This window comes from Pseudomonas sp. FW305-3-2-15-E-TSA4 (genome assembly GCF_058787295.1).
Map to the genome: position 1 here is coordinate 1 of NZ_JBYSZP010000004.1, position 17,968 is coordinate 17,968.

13 protein-coding genes are annotated in these 17,968 nt (G+C 61.5%); 1 reads left to right on the forward strand and 12 read right to left on the reverse strand.

Annotated elements, in window-relative coordinates:
• Positions 1–105: 105 nt before the first annotated feature.
• The 7 genes from astE to AC3WMV_RS06230 form a co-directional block, all read right to left on the reverse strand.
• Positions 106–1,116, reverse strand: coding sequence for a succinylglutamate desuccinylase (gene astE / locus AC3WMV_RS06200; RefSeq protein ID WP_027612642.1), 1,011 nt, complete (start codon positions 1,114–1,116; stop codon positions 106–108).
• A 12-nt stretch (positions 1,117–1,128) separates the two neighbouring features.
• Positions 1,129–1,416: a hypothetical protein gene (locus AC3WMV_RS06205; protein ID WP_007963090.1), complete on the reverse strand. Its 288-nt coding sequence runs from the start codon at positions 1,414–1,416 to the stop codon at positions 1,129–1,131.
• 57 nt (positions 1,417–1,473) lie between these two features.
• Entirely contained in the window at positions 1,474–2,820 is a 1,347-nt protein-coding gene (gene astB / locus AC3WMV_RS06210) for an N-succinylarginine dihydrolase (RefSeq protein WP_103368966.1), read from the reverse strand.
• Positions 2,821–2,983: 163 nt separating this feature from the next.
• Positions 2,984–4,453 carry a succinylglutamate-semialdehyde dehydrogenase gene (astD, locus tag AC3WMV_RS06215; RefSeq protein WP_178085261.1) on the reverse strand — a complete coding sequence of 490 codons (1,470 nt, stop codon included), beginning with the start codon at positions 4,451–4,453 and terminating at the stop codon, positions 2,984–2,986.
• Complete coding sequence (gene astA / locus AC3WMV_RS06220; protein ID WP_027612638.1) at positions 4,450–5,475, reverse strand: arginine N-succinyltransferase; 1,026 nt, start codon at positions 5,473–5,475, stop codon at positions 4,450–4,452. The genes astD and astA overlap by 4 nt, the downstream gene beginning before the upstream one ends.
• Before the next feature lie 51 nt (positions 5,476–5,526).
• A complete protein-coding gene (gene aruF / locus AC3WMV_RS06225; protein WP_059404897.1) occupies positions 5,527–6,546 on the reverse strand; it encodes an arginine/ornithine succinyltransferase subunit alpha in 1,020 nt (339 codons plus the stop codon).
• A 243-nt stretch (positions 6,547–6,789) separates the two neighbouring features.
• Positions 6,790–8,010, reverse strand: coding sequence for an aspartate aminotransferase family protein (locus AC3WMV_RS06230; protein ID WP_027612637.1), 1,221 nt, complete (start codon positions 8,008–8,010; stop codon positions 6,790–6,792).
• A gap of 310 nt (positions 8,011–8,320) precedes the next feature.
• On the opposite strand from AC3WMV_RS06230, the gene AC3WMV_RS06235 reads away from it, so the two are divergent.
• Positions 8,321–13,366 (forward strand): dermonecrotic toxin domain-containing protein, encoded by a 5,046-nt coding sequence (locus AC3WMV_RS06235; protein ID WP_103368964.1) that lies wholly within the window; start codon positions 8,321–8,323, stop codon positions 13,364–13,366.
• A gap of 26 nt (positions 13,367–13,392) precedes the next feature.
• Here AC3WMV_RS06235 and argR read toward each other — a convergent pair whose 3' ends face one another.
• The 5 genes from argR to AC3WMV_RS06260 all read right to left on the reverse strand — a co-directional run bounded on the left by argR (position 13,393) and on the right by AC3WMV_RS06260 (position 17,922).
• A complete protein-coding gene (gene argR, locus AC3WMV_RS06240) occupies positions 13,393–14,385 on the reverse strand; it encodes a transcriptional regulator ArgR (RefSeq protein ID WP_027612635.1) in 993 nt (330 codons plus the stop codon).
• A 246-nt stretch (positions 14,386–14,631) separates the two neighbouring features.
• The gene (locus tag AC3WMV_RS06245) at positions 14,632–15,396 is read right to left on the reverse strand and encodes an ABC transporter ATP-binding protein (protein WP_003227281.1); all 765 of its coding nucleotides are present in this window, start codon (positions 15,394–15,396) and stop codon (positions 14,632–14,634) included.
• A 27-nt stretch (positions 15,397–15,423) separates the two neighbouring features.
• Positions 15,424–16,536 carry a M14 family metallopeptidase gene (locus AC3WMV_RS06250; protein ID WP_103368963.1) on the reverse strand — a complete coding sequence of 371 codons (1,113 nt, stop codon included), beginning with the start codon at positions 16,534–16,536 and terminating at the stop codon, positions 15,424–15,426.
• A 1-nt stretch (position 16,537) separates the two neighbouring features.
• Entirely contained in the window at positions 16,538–17,236 is a 699-nt protein-coding gene (locus tag AC3WMV_RS06255; protein WP_103368962.1) for an ABC transporter permease, read from the reverse strand.
• A complete protein-coding gene (locus AC3WMV_RS06260) occupies positions 17,233–17,922 on the reverse strand; it encodes an ABC transporter permease (RefSeq protein WP_003227287.1) in 690 nt (229 codons plus the stop codon). Before AC3WMV_RS06260 ends, AC3WMV_RS06255 begins: the two co-directional genes overlap by 4 nt.
• Positions 17,923–17,968: the final 46 nt, after the last annotated feature.

Consider the following 17,968-nt stretch of genomic DNA (forward strand, 5'->3'; position numbering starts at 1 on the left):
ACCTCAGATTTGGGCGCCATCATAGCGCCCGATTGAGGTGTCCAAAATCATTAGGCCAGTTCAGGCTCGCTCCCACAGGGGATTTGCGTCAGTTGCCTAATTGCGTCAGGCGAGATGTTCGTCAGTGGCCGGCACGATCAGGATGCCCGCACGCAAGCCGTTCTTGACCTTGGGATTCGGGAAGATGATCCGCGCGCCCTCTTCCTCGATGACCCAACGTGTATTGGCCAGATCTTCGGCCAGCACATAACCCACATCCAATTCAGAAAAGTTCTCGATGTCCGCCGGCAGGTTCAGGCGGAATGCATCGCTGTGCTTGATGATTTCCCGGGCGACGCTGAACAGCTGCAAACCATCCAGTCCTTCCGCAGCCAGATCCGGCTCATTGCCTTCGATGATCTGCTTCAGACGGGTTTCCAGACGTGAAACATCCACCCCTTCGTTCTGCCCGAACGGCCGCGCCTTGCCCAGTTCCAGGGTGAAAGCCTCGGCACCGAGCTTGTCGTAGGTGTAGGAACTGAACACGATCGACGGCTTGTTCTGCAGCAGCACCGCTTCCATCCCGGCGGCGCGCAGACGCGCCAGTTCGCGGCGCGAATGCTGGCGACCTTCTTTCCACGGATACAGGGCGAACTGCTCGATCTTCGAACCACGAATCGCGGTGTGCAGGTCGTAGTGCAGACGCTGACGGTCCGGCAGGCTGAAGAAACTCGCCGCCAGGCGTTCCAGCTCGCAGGCGCGAATGGCTTCGGAACCGCTGGTTTGTTCATGACGGCCGTTGAACAGCCGGTTGACGTCCTGCTCGACGAAGCGCTCGCCCTTGCGAATCGCTTCCGGGTTGCCGAACAGGAACAGAATGCGTGCACGCGGCTTCAGATCGCCGCGAGCGATGTCATGCAGCAGCCGATCGAGCAACTCGATCGGCGCTGTTTCATTGCCGTGGATGCCTGCCGACAGCAGCAGGTCCAGGCCATTGTCGCGCGCTTCGGGTGGCCGGACTTCCAGCGCACCCTCGCTCAACCAGCGCATGCGCACGCCTTCGACAGTCAGTTGAGTCTTCTCCGCCGGTTCGCGGCCGGCGAGGGTCAGTTCAAGCAGTTTGCCGAGGGCGAGCATAGAGCGGTTTCCTTAGTGATCGTGGTTGCAATCCGGGCCGTGCACGTGGTCTTCGTCGCCGACTTCAGCCGGTTCCATTTCCAGTTGCAGACTTACCAGATTAGTCGCCAATGGGCGCAGCAGCAGGTTGGCGTACTCTTCGTCACCTTCTTCAACGTCCACGCCGATCAGCAGTTGGCCACGGCCGTCCTGCTGGATCCACAGCTCTTTGCCTTGCCACATGACCGCGACGCGGGTGCACGAGGTTTGCAGTTGCGTGCCGTCGGTGTCTTCAAGGATCAGCTGCAGGGAATCGCTCATGTTTTTACTCTCTTGGGGAGACAAGCCGCGCGCCGCGTTCAGGCAACGCGCCGGCCATCAATTGATCTGGAATGGATAAACCGCGCCCAGTTTAAGGATTTGCGTCAGTTCATCCAGTGCCGTCCGGCATTCAAGCAGCAACTGCGGGTCCGCCAGATCGGTTTCGCTCAGGCGGTCGCGGTAGTGCTTTTCAACCCATGCGGTCAACGAACCGTACAACGGGGCCGTCATGATAACCCCTGGGTTGACGGCCGCCAGCTCGGTTTCGTTGAGCGCGACGCGCAGTCGCAGGCACGCCGGGCCACCGCCGTTCTGCATGCTTTGCTTGAGGTCGAAGACTTTGACTTCGCGGATTAGCCCGCCGGAGCTGGTCAGACCTTGCAGGTAGTTCCACACGCGCTCGTTGCCACGGCACTCTTCCGGCACGATCAGCAGCATCGAGCCATCCGGACGCGACAGCAGCTGGCTGTTGAACAGGTAGGAGCGCACCGCATCGTCCACGGTGACCGCCGAACGCGGCACGCAGACCGACTGGAACTTGCCGCCGACCTTGGCCAGCTTGCCCTGCAACTCGGCCAGCATCTGCTCGGTGTCGAGGAACGCGTCCTCGTGATAGAACAGCACCTCGCCGTTACCCACCGCGATCACGTCGTTGTGGAATACGCCCTGGTCGATCACCGCCGGGTTCTGCTGCGCGTAAACCACGCCCTCGTCACGCAGACCGTGCAGACGCGCTACCGCTTGCGACGCTTCCAGAGTCTGGCGCGCCGGGTACTTCTGCGGCGCCGGGTAACGGGTGTCGAACGCGCTGCGACCGAACACGAAGAACTCGACACCGGCCTCGCCGTACTCACGGCAGAAACGCGTGTGGTTGGCCGCGCCTTCGTCACCGAACTGCGCCACCGCCGGCAACGCGGCGTGATGGGCGAAGTGCTGCTGATCGGCGAACATCGCGCCGAGCACGCGGCTGGTGGTCGGGTGTTCGATGCTGCGGTGGTATTTGCAATTGAGGTTGGCGGCGGTGAAATGCACGCGACCGTCAGCGGTGTCGGCACTCGGGCTGACAGTGGCAGCGTTGGCCACCCACATGCTCGATGCCGAGCAACTGGCGACCAGCAACGGCATGGCTTCCTTCGCTGCACGCTCGATCACTTGCGCGTCGCTGCCGCTGAAACCCAGACGGCGCAACGCGGCCACGTCCGGACGCTCCTGCGGCGCCAGCACGCCTTGCTGAAAGCCCATCTCCATCAGCGCTTTCATTTTCGCCAGACCTTGCAGCGCCGCTTCCTTCGGATTCGAGGATTGCTGGCTGTTGCTCTGGGACGCGACGTTGCCGTAGGACAGACCACCGTAGTTATGGGTCGGCCCCACTAGACCGTCAAAATTGACTTCATAGGATTTCATCAGCGAGGCTCCACGAGAATCTGTTGTTATAGGCTTCAAGTAACAATTCAGTCAGACCGCGTCGCGGCTATCGCGAGCAGGCTCACTCCTACAGGTTTGGTGGGGAACACACATGTTGTGTACGACACAAATCCTGTAGGAGTGAGCCTGCTCGCGATGGCCGTTACGCCATTTTCACGCCAGGCGTCAGGGCCGCAGGCAACACCAGATTTGGGGTTTCCAGCGAGGCCACCGGGTACGCGCAGTAGTCTGCCGCGTAGTAGGCGCTGGCGCGATGGTTGCCCGAAGCCCCGACGCCGCCGAACGGCGCGCTGCTCGCCGCACCGGTCAGCTGTTTGTTCCAGTTGACGATACCGGCGCGGCTTTCCAGCCAGAACTGCTGATAACGATCTTCGGAATCCGACAGCAAACCAGCCGCCAGGCCATAAGCGGTGTCATTGGCCTCGCTGATCGCCGCAGCGAAATCGGCGTAGCGAATCACTTGCAGCAACGGGCCGAACAATTCTTCGTCCGGGCGCTCGGCCACGGCTGTCACATCCAGAATGCCCGGGGTCAGCAACGCCGATTGCGCTTGGGGCTGAGTCATCGCCAGCAGCGACACCGCGCCATTGGCCAGCAGGTGTTGCTGGGCATCCATCAGCGCTTTCGCCGCGCCAAGGGAAATCACCGAGCCCATGAATGGCGCCGGCTGTTGATCGAACGCACCGACTTCAATCGTTGCGCTGACTTCCACCAGACGCTTGAGCAGGCTGTCGCCCCATGCGCCTTGCGGCACCAGCAACCGGCGCGCACACGTGCAGCGCTGACCGGCGGAGATGAACGCCGACTGAATGATCGTGTACACCGCCGCGTCCAGATCAGCCACCTGATCGACCACCAGCGGGTTGTTGCCACCCATTTCCAAAGCAAGAATCTTGTCCGGACGCCCGGCGAACTGCTGGTGCAGGTGATTGCCGGTGCGGCTCGAACCGGTGAAGAACAGACCGTCGATGCCCGGGTTCGCCGCCAGCGCGATACCGGTTTCGCGAGCACCTTGCAGCAGGTTCAACACGCCGGCCGGAAGACCGGCTTCGATCCAGCACTTGACCGTCAGCTCGGCGACTTTCGGCGTCAGCTCGCTTGGCTTGAACAGCACACTGTTACCGGCCAGCAGTGCCGGCACGATGTGCCCGTTCGGCAAATGACCCGGGAAGTTGTAAGGGCCGAATACCGCCACGACACCATGTGGCTTGTGGCGCAGTACGGCGGTGGCGTCGCCCAGCGGGCCGCTCTTCTCGCCGGTACGTTCGCGGTAGCTCTGCACCGAGATCGCGATCTTGTTGACCATGCTGGTGACTTCGGTCGCGGCTTCCCACAACGGTTTGCCGGTTTCCTCACCGATGGTGCGGGCCAGTTCGTCGCTGTGGTTTTTCAGGGTGGCGGCGAAGGCTTCGAGCACGCTGATGCGCTCGTCCAGCGAACGCCGCGCCCATCCCGGAAAGGCCTGACGCGCAGCCTGCACGGCCGACTCGACCTGAGCGGCAGTCGCACCTTCCCCCGACCACAGCACTTGCTGGGTCACCGGATTCAGCGACTGGAATGCTTCGCCCTGACCGGCCAGCCATTCACCTGCGATGTATAGCGAATTCATTATTTCGACTCCCGAGCAGCAGACAACGCCACGGCGCGCACTTGATCGCCGGCGTTGAGTTGAAGACGTTTGGCGGTCAGCGGATCGACCACCAGCGTGCCGGCAGCCAGGCGGGCCGGCGCAGCCGTGATGCGGCAGTCTTCGCGCTTGCGGTTATGGATGATGAACGGCGTAGCATCATCGCCCGGCGTACCAATCGCCAGCACCAGTGCTTCGCTGTCGCGGACTGCGCGGATCTTGCTGGTTTCACACTCGATGGCCGGGCCGGCGTCGAAGATGTCGACGTAGCCCTGATAGCTGAAACCTTCGCTCTTGAGCATCGCCAGTGCCGGTTCAGTGTCGGGGTGTACTTGACCGATGACGTTGCGCGCATCCGGCGACAGGAAGCAGGTGTACAGCGGGAATTTCGGCATCAGTTCGGCAATGAACGCCTTGTTGCCAACACCGGTCAGGTAATCGGCCTGGCTGAATTCCATCTTGAAGAAGTGCCGACCCAGGCTTTCCCAGAACGGCGAACGACCGGCTTCGTCGGAGACGCCGCGCATCTCGGCGATGATCTTGTTGCCGAACAGCTCAGGGAACTCGGCGATGAACAGCATGCGCGCCTTGGACAGCATGCGGCCGTTCAGACCGGTGCGGTAATCGGCATGCAGGAACAGCGAGCACAGCTCGGAGTTGCCGGTGAGGTCGTTGGCGAGGAACAGCGTCGGGATCTCGCGATAGATGTTCAGCTCTTGCGAGGCGCTGACGGTCAGGCCGACGCGGAAGTTGTACCACGGCTCGCGCAGACCGACCGCGCCGGCGATGGCGGAAATCCCCACCACGCGACCGTTGTCGTCTTCGAGCACGAACAGGTAGTCCGCGTCGCCACGGCCGGCTTCGCCGCGGAAGGTCTTCTCGGCCCAGCCGACCCGATGGGTCAGGCGCTCTTCGTTGGCCGGCAAAGTGGTCAGGCCGGTGCCGGTGCTGCGGGCCAGGTCGATCAGCGCGGATAAATCGCTGCTGCGTACGGGACGAACAATCATGCTATCTCCTCAAACGGGCCGCCTTCGCCACCCGTGAAACTCGCTAAGGCGTTAAACCGCCACCAGGCGCACGCTGGCACCTTCACCGACGCCCAGGGCTTCGGCTGCTTCCAGATCCAGGGTCACCGGTTTGCCCGGCGCGTAATCGAGTTCCAGCAGCACCGCGCGGTAATCCTGCAACTGCGCGTTGGCCACCAGATACTGGCGTCCGGCACCTTTGACCGGCTCGCCGATCTTCACCGGCACTACACGGCTCTGGGCGATCGAACGGATCCCCGAAACACGCGCATGCAGGGTCGGGCCACCGTCGAAAATGTCGATGTAGTGATCGGTCTCGAAGCCTTCGCGCATCAGGATGTCGAAGGTGATCTGCGCACGCGGGTGCACCTGGCCCATCGCTTCTTGAGCGGAATCCGGCAGCAGCGGCACGTAGATCGGGTAATGCGGCATCAGTTCGGCGAGGAACGTGCGGCTCTTCAGGCCACACAGGCGTTCGGCCTCGGCGTAGTTGAGGTCGAAGAAGTTGCGCCCGATTGCGTCCCAGAATGGCGAATCGCCGTTCTCGTCGCTGTAACCGACGATCTCGGTCACCACCGAATCGGCGAAACGCTCCGGGTGGCTGGCGACGAACAGCAGGCGGCCACGGGAGTTGAGCTCGGCCCACGGCGAACCGACCAGCTCACGCTGCACGTAGAAACTGGTCAGCAAGCTGTTGCCGGTCAGGTCGTGGCATTGCGAAAGCACGTGGATCTTGTTGTGGATTTTCAGCTCGCGGGAGGCGTGGACGAAGGTCTCGTTGCGGAAGCTGTAGAACGGCTCGGAGTAACCGGCCGAGGCAACGATGGCCGAGCAGCCGACCAGTTTGCCGGTGGCGGAGTCTTCGAGGACGAAAAAGTAGCTCTCCTCCCCGTTGAAACTCACTTCGGCAGCGAACGAGGCTTCGCTCGCGGCGATCTTGTCGCTCAGACGTTCCACGTCATCCGGCAAGGAAGTGACACCAATCGGACTGTCCGCAGCCAGACGCTGTACCTCGCCCAGATCAGCCATTTGCGCAGGGCGCATCACCAGCATGGTGTCACTCCTTTCTCTTATAAAAATTTACTGAAAAAAACACCGGATACTGTGGGAGCGAGCTTTTGTGGTGAGGGGATTTATCCCCGATGGGGCGCGTAGCGGCCCTCAAAAAGCTTGGGGCTGCTGCGCAGCCCATCGGGGATAAATCCCCTCACCACTAAGGCTGACTCCGACAGTTAAATCTGTCCGGTATCAAAAATTGGGTTCGACACCTGAAACGCTCGGGCGTCGAAGGGTCTATCAGGCTTGCGTCAGTGCTGCGGCGGCGCGTTCGAAGCGGTCGAGGCCGGCGTCGATATCGGCGTCTTCCACCACCAGGCTCGGGGCGAAACGAATCACGTCCGGGCCAGCCTGCAGAATCATCAGGCCTTCTTTTTCAGCGGCGTTGAAGATGTCCTTGGCCTTGCCTTTCCAGGCGTCGCTCAGCACACAACCGATCAACAGACCGAGGCCACGCACCTGAGTGAACAGGCCGTACTTCTCGCCGATCTGCTGCAGGCGGGTCTTGAATTTGTCGTGCTTGGCGTTGACACCGCTCAGCACCTCAGGGGTGTTGATCACGTCGATCACCGCTTCGGCGACGGCGCACGCCAGCGGGTTGCCACCATATGTAGTGCCGTGGGTGCCGACGACCAGATGCTTGGCCAGCGCTTCGGTGGTCAGCATCGCGGCGATCGGGAAACCACCGCCCAGGCTCTTGGCGCTGGTCAGGATGTCCGGGGTCACGCCGTAATGCTGATAGGCGAACAGGTGGCCGGTACGGCCCATGCCGGTCTGCACTTCGTCGAACACCAGCAGCGCGTTGTTCGCGTCGCACAGTTCGCGGGCACCTTGCAGGTAAGCCAGTTCGGCCGGCAGTACACCGCCCTCGCCCTGGATCGGTTCGAGCACGACCGCACAGGTCTTGTCGGACACCGCCGCTTTCAGCGCGGCCAGATCGTTGTAAGGAACGTGGGTGATGCCGGTGATTTTCGGACCGAAACCGTCGGAGTACTTCGACTGGCCACCGACGTTGACGGTGAACAGGGTACGACCGTGGAAGCTGTTGAGCGCGGCGATGATCTCGTACTTCTCGCTGCCGAAACGGTCGAACGCCACGCGACGGGCCAGCTTGAACGCGGCCTCGTTGGCTTCGGCGCCCGAGTTGCAGAAGAACACGCGCTCGGCGAACGTGGCGTCGATCAGCTTGTGCGCCAGGCGCAGGGCCGGCTCATTGGTGAACACGTTAGACACGTGCCACAGCTTGTTCGCTTGCTCGGTCAAGGCACCGACCAGCGCCGGATGCGCGTGGCCCAATACGTTTACGGCAATCCCGCCGGCGAAGTCGATCAGCTCGCGACCGCTCTGGTCCCAGACGCGGGAACCGGCGCCACGCACCGGAATGAAAGCGGCAGGCGCGTAGTTGGGAACCATTACCTGGTCGAAATCGGCGCGTTGTACCGCAGCGTGCTCAACGGACATCGGAGTCTCCTGAAGAGGAACACCCGCCTGAAACTGGCGAGCGATGGGGGGATTGTAAGGACAGTTTTCAGCCCGGCCTTGCCGCCAAGCGACAACTTCTTATAGCGCAAACCCCGGATTTTCCCGGGTTTACGGCAATGCGACATATAGCGTCGCAAAGGCGCAGTTTAAACTGCACGCCGCCATTTGCGCAGACGTACCGGGGATCTTAATCAAGAGAGTTTTGTGGCGTGCGGTATATATGTACCGCACATCGAATCAACGGCCGGTGTTTGCTAGGGACCTTTCTCCAGGCAAACGGCCTCACCCCATGATTCAAGAAACCACACCCGCCCCCGCGACACTGCCCGACCCACTGCTGCTACCCCGGCAGGACGCACACTATCAACCGCTGCTCCAGGCTATCCCGACATGGCTGATTCAGGCTGCGGCACACAAGCGCACGGCATTGAAACGGGCCAGTCCGCTGCTGCCCGCCAACCTCAAACAGGCATCACGCACCGAGCATGCAAAACTGCGCGCGCTGAATGCCGCGCACTGGACCGCACACAACCGCGTCGAACGAAGCCTTGCCCGGCTGCAGGATGCCAAAGCGTTCGCCGAACCGCTGCTGCGCGCCGAGATAGAAAACCGTTTTGGCCTCAAACTGGATGTCAGACAGACCTTCCTGCGCCTGTATCTGCCCGACCATGTTCCGTGGCTGCGCATCAAATCCGGCGCCGCACGCACCTGGACTGTCTCGCTGCTGGACGCCGCGCTGCACAATTTTGAAAGCAGCGAGACCAGCGCTGACGCCTTTGAGTCCGCCTCGGGTTATGTCAGTCAGCCCTCACCTGACGGTCAGTTCAGCCTGTTGCCGAACATCCTCAAAGCGATGCCGACAGCTGCCTTCACCCGCCTGTGTCGTGAACTGGATATCGGCCGCCGCTACAACACTTATCTGCAAGACAATCTAGGCATCAGCAATCCGTTGGTCGCAGCCGTGCTGCAACCGCAGGTTTGCACGAGTGACAAAGCCGCACTGGTCGCCGCCCTGCAAATGGCCTACATGCAAAAGCTGCTGGGGGCCGATGTCCATCGCCTGATCCTCGGGCTGCTCGATGGCTTGCAGCATCTGCGCCTCAATCGTCAGGCGTGGCATTGCCATGCGCTGACAATGATGAAAGTCAGCCTGACCGGCATCGTGCTGTTCGCGCCGAATCTTGAAGCTGCAAACGCAGCAGCGCGAGTCGTGGTTTACATTCCCGATGACCCGCAACACCCGGTCAAGGAATACGCCAGTTCCGCTGCCTTCGCTGAGGAGCTGGCGCAACGCCTGCGCGATCCGGACTATCAGGTGTTCTTCAGCCGTTTCATCGACCATGCCGATCGCGGCGCTTTCTTCGGCCAGTTGCGGGCCATGCTCAGCCCCGTCACCTGGCAACCCGTACCGGTCGGCGATCCACGCCCCACCTGGCGCGAGCATCCAACCGTGCGGCCTTTTATGCAGATCGTCGCGACCCCGATCCGGGGTGAGCTGTGGGTTTACCTCTACCAGCGCAAGCTCGACAAGATGCTCAACGATGCCCGCGTCATCGCCGTCTCGACGGCCATGGTCGATCGCAAGGCGCGCTGGGCACTCTGGGATTCCTTCACGGACATCGCACAGTCGTTGCTCAACCTCGTCGCGTTCGTCGCCTTGCCATTCGTGCCATTTCTCGGCGAGCTGATGCTTGCCTACACGGCCTGCCAACTGCTCGACGAGACGTTCGAAAGCATCGTCGACTGGGCCGAAGGACAACCCCGCGAAGCGTTCGCGCATTTGATCGGCGTCGTGGAGTCCATGGTGCAGGTCGGCACCTTCGCCGCCGGCGGCGCTATCGCCGTCAGCGAGTTTCGCGCGCTGTTGCCTGCCAATGTCGTCCAGTTCATCGACCGCTTCATTCCGGTGAAAACGGCCAATGGCAAGACCCGCTACTGGAAACCCGACCTGCGCCCTTACGAGTGGCCCGCCACGCTGTCCAAAGACGCCAGAACCGATGCACTGGGCCTGCAAACCCACCAGGGCAAGAGCCTGCTGGCCCTGGAAGACAAGTTGTATGCCGTCAGCCTTGACCCCGAAACGGGCGCCCATCGCATCGACCATCCGACGCGCCCCGAGGCTTACAAACCCGCACTCAGGCACAACACCGCAGGCGCCTGGCAAACCGAAATTGACCAGCCACTGGCTTGGGATCGCGCCACCGTGCTGAGCCGCAGCAGTACGCAGATGCAGCGCCTTCCCGCTGTTCTGCGGGAGCGCCTGCTGAATATCAGTGGCTGCGAGGAACACACCCTGCGCCAGATGCACGTCGAGCGCGATCAATTGCCACCCTTACTCAGTGACACGCTGCAGCGCTGGCAGATCGATCAGGACATTCAATTGTTCATCGAGCAGATTGGCAGCTCGAATGCCGAGGATTACCTAAAGGCCGACCCGGCCACCCAACTGCAACTGCTTTTCGACAACGGCGACTGGCCTGCCGACCGAGGCCTGCAACTGATCGACCGTCAAGGCAGAACCCTGTGGCGCAGCCCCGTCGCCGATGTGCCCTTCATACAAATCGAGGGCTCACGACTGGACGATGGCGACCTGCTCAAGACCTGTCTGCAACGCCTGACAGAATCGCAACGAAGGCGGCTATTGAGCGAAGCCCTGCATACGCCCGCACCCTCCGCCGACGCCCGCGCAACTAGCCTGCGGCGCAGCGTCGCCGAGCTGGCACAGCGCAAACGCCAAAGCCTGTTCGAGGATCGATATCGTCAGTTACAGCGCGGCGCCAGCCCGCTGGTACAGGTACTGATGGATGCCGAACCCGGCCTGCCGAAGCCGTTGGCGCAATCGATACTGGAAACGGCAAGTGATGCCGAATACCTGCAATTACAGCGCGGAACACTCTCCGAAAGACTGGCCGCTTTGACCCAGGAAACGGGTCTGCAAGTGCGCGTAACCCGAGCCTTTGAGGGGCTTGAGCTGCAAGCGACAGTCAATAATCTGGATACGGATCGGCTGGCCCTACATTCCTTGCCTCGGCTGCCGGGCTGGTCGCCGTCGATACGAATGGAGCTCAGGCACTACAGCCATAGCGGGCAACTGATCGACAGCCTCGGCGCGCAGGACGCGCTCATTCGCAAGGTACTGGTACTGACCGAACAGGGCGACTATCAGCCGTTCGACGCTACCGGCGAGTCGCTCAGCGCGCCGGGGTCACTGTATTCAAGTCTGCTGCATGCCCTGCCCGACGCAGAACGTTCGGCGCTGAACATCCACATCACGCAAGACCTGCCGCTCAAGCAGCTGATTCGTGACCACGCGCTCGACCGTCAAGCGTTGCTGAACCTGTTGTCGCAAAATCCGATTCGCAAACCCGCTTACGACCCCACCGTGATGCGCCTGCGTGGCGGTACCAGTGGCTATCGGCGCATGCCTACCAATACGCCGACGCTGCACGCCCATGCCCACTGGCTGCTGCCGCACTTGCTGCCCGAGGAACTCAATGCATTCGTCGAGCGCCTGCAACGCCATCCGAACGGCCCGCGAGCGGAGCTGAGCCGCTTGATCACTGAACGCAACCGCCTCGACGCGGTGCTGAGTCCGTGGACTGAGGGGATTCCCCTCGTTCATCCGCAGTCCGGTGCCCGCCTCACCACCGAGCAATACGCGATCCAGCGTCATCGCCGACGGCAGATGCGGGTCGACATCCTGGACTGCTGGAAACAGCAGGTTTCCTTGTCGGAGAACACCGAGCAGACCATCGATCTGCGTCTGTCACAGTCAATCATCGGAGAGCTGCCACAACTTGAGGTGAACTTCAGTCACGTGGACTACCTGACCATCGAAGGGGTCGGCAGCACTCAGGGTATACACGGCTTTCTGAACTGCTTCTCCGGCTTGCGTCGTCTGGCGCTGCGCAATTTCCAGCTGGGCAGCCTGCCGGAGTCGATCAGCCGGTCACCGCAACTGCGCGAGCTGATTCTCAGTGACTGCAGCATCACCCTGACAGCCGAGAGCCAAACCACACTGGCGGCGTTGACTCAGCTGAGAACCCTGGACCTGTTCAGGAACCCGCTCGGACTCACCCCCAACGTCGAAAAAATGCCCCGACTCAATTACATCGATGTGTCGGAGACCGGCATTTCCGAACTGCCACCCGGCCTGCTCACGCGCCCGCTATTGCGCACTGCGCTGCTCAACGACAACCAGATCCGGTCATTGTCTCCCGCCCTTTTCGAGCTGCCCAACAACGTTCCGGAAGGCTTCGATCTGAGCGGCAATCCGATTGCCAGCGCAGACCGGGAGCGCATCAAACGCCACTTCAACGACACCCGCCAAGACTTCGGCGTAATGGCCGAACAGGCTGATCTGCTGCGCGTACAGGCGCTGTACACACACATGGATCTGGAACAGGCCAGTGAATTTTTCTATCTGCTACCCGGCACCCTGGCCGAGGGTCGAATCGAACTTGCACGGCTTGAGCGTGAATACAGCGACTTGAGTGGCAACCTCGCCAACTGGGCGAACGACCACCCGGCCCTGCACCCGATCAGTGGCGAGCCCTTCACGATTGAGCAAGTGCTGAACGAGCACGCCGCACGTCACGAATTCAAATCGCTCATTGAGCAGTGCTGGCGCCGGGAAACCGAGCAAGACGAACCGGATCAGAACCTCCAGCCACTGCATGACTTGAACCTGGCGACGATCATCCGCGGCGACTTGCCCGTACTCAATGCCGATTTCAGCCATGTCACCCATCTGTACCTCAGAAGCCTGCCGGGTCAGACGTTTGGAATCGACAGGTTTGTCGAGACGTTCGCCAGCCTCAGAGGACTGACGATTTATCAATATCGGCTTGAACACATTCCGCCGGCGGTGTTTCGCATGGCTGAGCTGACCTATTTGTCGCTTTCACACTGCGAGTTGACGCTCACGCCGCAAAACGCCCTTGAGCTTGCGCAAATGGAGCGCCTCGATCACCTGGACTTGAGTGACAACCCGTTGGGCGAGACGCCGGATGTCAGCCAGATGACTAATCTGCAAACGCTGATGCTGGACAACAGCGGCATCACCAGCCTGCCACCGGGCCTGCTGCAACTCGAACACCTGGAAATCGCCGACCTGAGCGACAACGCAATCACCCAGGTTCCCAGCGATATCCTGGAGTTGCCAGAAGAGCGTGCGGACAAATTCAGCCTGCGGAGCAATCCGCTCTCTGAGCTCAGCGTGCAACGGTTGATCGCCTACTTCAAAAAGCACCGCATCGATTTTGGCGTGGAAGCCGTCATCGAACGGGCGGAAATGGAGGTGTCCACGTCTGAAGATTCGGGGGTCGATGAGTGACGCTCAGCGGGTTCTGCCGGGGTGCGTCAACCGCGCTCCGGCGGCACTGACGACAGTTCGAACGGACTGCTGCTGCGCCGCTGGTTGCGATCTTCGCGCGGCGTGGCGCCAAAGAAGTTGCGGTAGGCGCTGGAGAAATGCGGCCCGGAGGAGAAACCGCAAGACAGGCCGATCTGGATGATCGACTTGCTGGTTTGCATCAACATCTGCCGGGCCTTGTTCAGGCGCAGTTCCAGGTAGTACTGGCTCGGCACGCGGTTGAGGTATTGCTTGAAGATCCGCTCCAGTTGCCGACGGGACACGCACACATGCTGGGCGATTTCGTCGGTGGTCAGCGGCTCTTCGATGTTGGCCTCCATCAGCAACACCGCCTGGGTGAGCTTCGGATGGCTGGAACCGAGGCGGTTCTGCAGTGGAATGCGCTGGCGTTCACCGCCCTCGCGGATGCGCTCGACCACCAGTTCTTCGGACACCGCACCGGCCAGTTCTGCCCCATGATCACGGGCCAGCACCGCCAGCAGCAGGTCGAGTACCGACATGCCGCCACACGCGGTCAGGCGATCACGATCCCAGTCGAACAGGTGACTGGTGGCGATGACTTTCGGGAAGCGCTCGGCGAAATCGTCCTGCCAGCGCCAGTGCACAGCCGCTCGATAACCGTCGAGCAGACCGAGCTGCGCCAACGGATAGACACCGGCCGACAGACCACCGATCACGCAACCGGCCCGCACCAGTTGCTTGAGTGCGCTGCTGAGGGCCGGGGCCAGCGTGGTCGGCGGCTCGTCGGCGAGCAAAAAGAGTTTCTGGAAGTTTTCCAGCTTGCCGGTCCACGCCTCGCCCGGCAGTTGCCACGCCCCCTCGGCCGCAACGTCTGTCACGGTTTCGGCCTGGAGGAACGACAGTTCGTAAACCACCTCCGGATGCACCCGCTGAGCAACACGCAAGGCCTCCTCCGCCAGCGCCAGCGTCAAAGCTTTAGTGCTGGGCCAAATCAGGAAACCAATTCGATGGGCAGTCATGGGCGGGCAATCCGAAACGAAGAACGGTGATGAAGGCATGGGCCAATGCTAGCCCGTAAATGAACGCAAATCTCGAAACCTGCACCGATCCACTGTGGGAGCTGGCTTGCCAGCGATGGCGGTGAATCTGTACCAGAAATGCCAACTGGCCCACCGCTATCGCTGGCAAGCCAGCTCCCACAGGGATTGTAGCCAGCCTTCAGGCTGCGAAGCATGCACTATTCCGGTGCATATCGGCAGTTCTGATTACTTCAAGCTACCCGACAGGAATTGTTGCAAGCGCTCGGATTGCGGATTGACCAGCACTTCGCGCGGGTTGCCGCTCTCTTCCACAACTCCTTTGTGCAGGAACACCAACTGGTTCGACACTTCACGGGCGAAGCCCATTTCGTGCGTGACCACGACCATGGTGCGGCCTTCCTGAGCGAGGGCCTGCATGACTTTCAGCACGTCACCGACCAGTTCCGGGTCGAGCGCCGAAGTCGGTTCGTCGAACAGCATCACTTCCGGTTCCATCGCCAGCGCACGGGCAATCGCCACACGCTGCTGCTCGCCACCGGACATGTGCCCCGGGAACGCATCTTTACGATGGGCCACGCCAACCTTGTTCAGGTAGTGCTCGGCTTTCTCGCGCGCTTCAGCCTTGGACACGCCCAGCACGTGGACCGGCGCTTCCATGATGTTTTCCAGCGCAGTCATGTGCGACCACAGGTTGAAATGCTGGAACACCATCGACAGGCGCGAACGCATGCGCTGCAGCTGTTTCGGATCAGCGGCTTTCAGCGCGCCGTCCTTGTTCGCTACCAGTTTCAACTCTTCGTTGTTGAGCAGGATCTTGCCCGCGTGCGGCTGCTCAAGCAGGTTGATGCAGCGCAGGAAAGTACTTTTGCCGGAGCCACTGGAGCCGATGATGCTGATCACATCGCCGGCTGCCGCCTTCAGGGACACGCCCTTGAGCACTTCGTGACTGCCATAGCGTTTATGCAGGTCTTGGACTTCAAGTTTGTACATGCGGTCGGTTCTCACAAAAACAGTCAGTCAGTCGTTGAGCAAGCGCCCGTGACGCAGCGCTTCGCGCCCCGCCACCTTGGCCAGCCAGAAACCGGGTTGGGCATAGCGCAGCCGTTCAATGGCAAACAGCACCCCGGACGTACCAGCACACACCGTGCTGACCCGATCGGACACAGGGTCGATCACTTCGAAAATCTCATCCCCGGCGTCAACCCACTCGCCGGGTTTACGCAGAAAACTCACCACACCGGGGTGCGGCGCCAACAGTAATTCAGTGCCTTCGAACGGCATGCCTTCGCACGGCTCGCTGGCCGGCTTCGGCCACTCGCCCGTGATCAGGCCTTGCTCGGCGAGGAATGCCAGAATGCCTTCGGCCCACGCCACCGCATCCGCGCGGTCGGTATTGGCCTGACCGCCCAGCTCGACGGTGGTCGCCAGGCACGCCAGAGGGATCTGCGCGTCCGGGAACTGCCGCGACAGTCGCAACCACGGCAACGAGCATGCTTCATCGAAGGAGCTGCCGCCGGAATCTTCCGCGAGCAAACCGACCTTCACATTCAGATGTGCGGCCAGCGAACGCCACTGCGGCCAGTGCTGCGGCAGTGCATACATGTGCAGCGCGGCTTCAGCGTCGCAGTGCAAGTCGAGCACCACATCGGCAGTGCAGGCGTGGCTGAGCAAAATGCGCTGCATGCCTTGCAACTGGCTATTCGCCTCGGGCAACGCCGCCAGATGATCCGCCATGGCCTGACGGATCAGGCGAATATTGGCGTGCGGATCGTCACCGAGGCTGTCACCCAATGCCGCCGCAACCGGTGCGCTCAGCTCGACGAAATCGCGGTTGAAATTCTTGCCGCTGCCCGCCTCGAAACGCCCCTGATGATTGCCTTGCAGCAACTGGCCGAGGCCCACCGGGTTGGCGACCGGCACCAGCTCGATCACGCCGTTGAGCAGGCCTTGGGCTTCGAGTTCGCCGAGGCGCTTTTTCAGCTCCCAGGCGGTGCGCATGCCCGGCAGTTCGTCAGCGTGCAGGCTGGCCTGGATGTAAGCCTTGCGCTCGCCGCTCCCAAACCGGAACACCGAAATCTTGCGCTCGCTGCCCAGATGGCTCCACGGCAATACGTGGTCGATGCGTTCCATATCAGTGCTTCCGCGGGGCCAGGTAGCTCAACCAGCGGCGCTCGGCCAGCTTGAACAGCTTCACCAGAATGAAGGTCAGGCACAGGTAGAACACGCCGGCGGTGATGTACGCCTCGAACGGCAGGTAGTACTGCGCGTTGACGGTACGGGCCGCGCCGGTGATGTCGATCAGGGTCACGATGGACGCCAGACTGGTGGTCTGCAGCATCATGATCACTTCGTTGCTGTACTGCGGCAGCGCCCGGCGCAGGGCCGATGGCAACAGGATGCGCTTGTACAGTTTGAAGCGCGACATGCCCATGGCCTTGGCGGCTTCGATCTCGCCGTTCGGCGTGGCCTTGAGGCTGCCGGCGATGATCTCGGCGGTGTAGGCGCTGGTGTTGATCGCGAACGCCAGGCACGCACAGAACGTTGCGCTGGACAGCCACGGCCACATGAAGCTTTCACGTACTGCTTCGAACTGGGCCAGACCGTAGTAGATCAAAAACAGCTGCACCAGCATCGGCGTGCCGCGGATCACGTAGGTGTAGAGCCACGCTGCGCCGTTGACGATCGGGTTCTTGGAGACGCGCATCAGGCCCAGCGACAGTGCCGCCAACAGACCGAACAACAGCGACAGCGCGAGCAGTTTGAGGGTGGTCAGCAGGCCGCCGAGGTACAGCGGCATGGCCTCCCAAATGACGTTGTAGTCGAAGATCATAGATCAGCCGCCCTTACGCCTACCGAGTAGCGCTTCTCAAGGTGACGCAGCGCCAGCAACGAGACACTGGTGATCACCAGGTACATCGCCGCCACTGCGAGGAAGAAGGTGAAAGGCTCGCGGGTGGCATCTGCCGCCTGCTTGGCCTTGAACATCATGTCTTGCAGACCGACCACCGAAATCAGCGCGGTCGCCTTGGTCAGCACCAGCCAGTTGTTGGTGAAGCCAGGAATCGCCAGGCGAATCATCTGCGGCACCATCACCCGGAAGAACACCTGAAAACTACTCATGCCGTAGGCCATGCCCGCTTCGGCCTGGCCTTTTGGGATCGCCATGAACGCGCCACGGAAGGTTTCCGAAAGGTACGCACCGAAGATGAAACCGAGGGTGCCGATACCGGCGGCCAGCGGGTTCAGGTCGATGTAGTCGTCATAGCCGAGCATCGGCGCGACGCGGTTGAGCAGGTCCTGACCGCCGTAGAAGATCAGCAGGATCAGCACCAGGTCGGGAATCCCGCGGATCACCGTGGAATACAGATCGCCCAGCCACGCCAGCCAGCGAATCGGCGACAGGCGCAATGCGACCCCGATCAGCCCGAGAACGATGGCCAGGGCCATGGACGACAAGGCGAGCTGAAGCGTCAGCCATGCGCCATCGAGGATGACAGCCCCGTAGCCTTTCAACATGATTCAGGTCCTCGAAAGTTGGGATGAAAAAATGGCGCAAACCGCA

Excerpts from the sequence above, each read along its gene's own strand:
- AC3WMV_RS06230 (WP_027612637.1), bottom strand. The coding sequence starts at position 8,010 with ATGTCCGTTGAGCACGCTGCGGTACAACGCGCCGATTTCGACCAGGTA.
- AC3WMV_RS06255 (WP_103368962.1), bottom strand. The coding sequence starts at position 17,236 with ATGATCTTCGACTACAACGTCATTTGGGAGGCCATGCCGCTGTACCTC.
- AC3WMV_RS06245 (WP_003227281.1), bottom strand. The coding sequence starts at position 15,396 with ATGTACAAACTTGAAGTCCAAGACCTGCATAAACGCTATGGCAGTCAC.
- argR (WP_027612635.1), bottom strand. The coding sequence starts at position 14,385 with ATGACTGCCCATCGAATTGGTTTCCTGATTTGGCCCAGCACTAAAGCT.
- aruF (WP_059404897.1), bottom strand. The coding sequence starts at position 6,546 with ATGCTGGTGATGCGCCCTGCGCAAATGGCTGATCTGGGCGAGGTACAG.
- AC3WMV_RS06250 (WP_103368963.1), bottom strand. The coding sequence starts at position 16,536 with ATGGAACGCATCGACCACGTATTGCCGTGGAGCCATCTGGGCAGCGAG.
- AC3WMV_RS06235 (WP_103368964.1), top strand. The coding sequence starts at position 8,321 with ATGATTCAAGAAACCACACCCGCCCCCGCGACACTGCCCGACCCACTG.
- astE (WP_027612642.1), bottom strand. The coding sequence starts at position 1,116 with ATGCTCGCCCTCGGCAAACTGCTTGAACTGACCCTCGCCGGCCGCGAA.
- astA (WP_027612638.1), bottom strand. The coding sequence starts at position 5,475 with ATGATTGTTCGTCCCGTACGCAGCAGCGATTTATCCGCGCTGATCGAC.
- astB (WP_103368966.1), bottom strand. The coding sequence starts at position 2,820 with ATGAAATCCTATGAAGTCAATTTTGACGGTCTAGTGGGGCCGACCCAT.
- AC3WMV_RS06260 (WP_003227287.1), bottom strand. The coding sequence starts at position 17,922 with ATGTTGAAAGGCTACGGGGCTGTCATCCTCGATGGCGCATGGCTGACG.
- AC3WMV_RS06205 (WP_007963090.1), bottom strand. The coding sequence starts at position 1,416 with ATGAGCGATTCCCTGCAGCTGATCCTTGAAGACACCGACGGCACGCAA.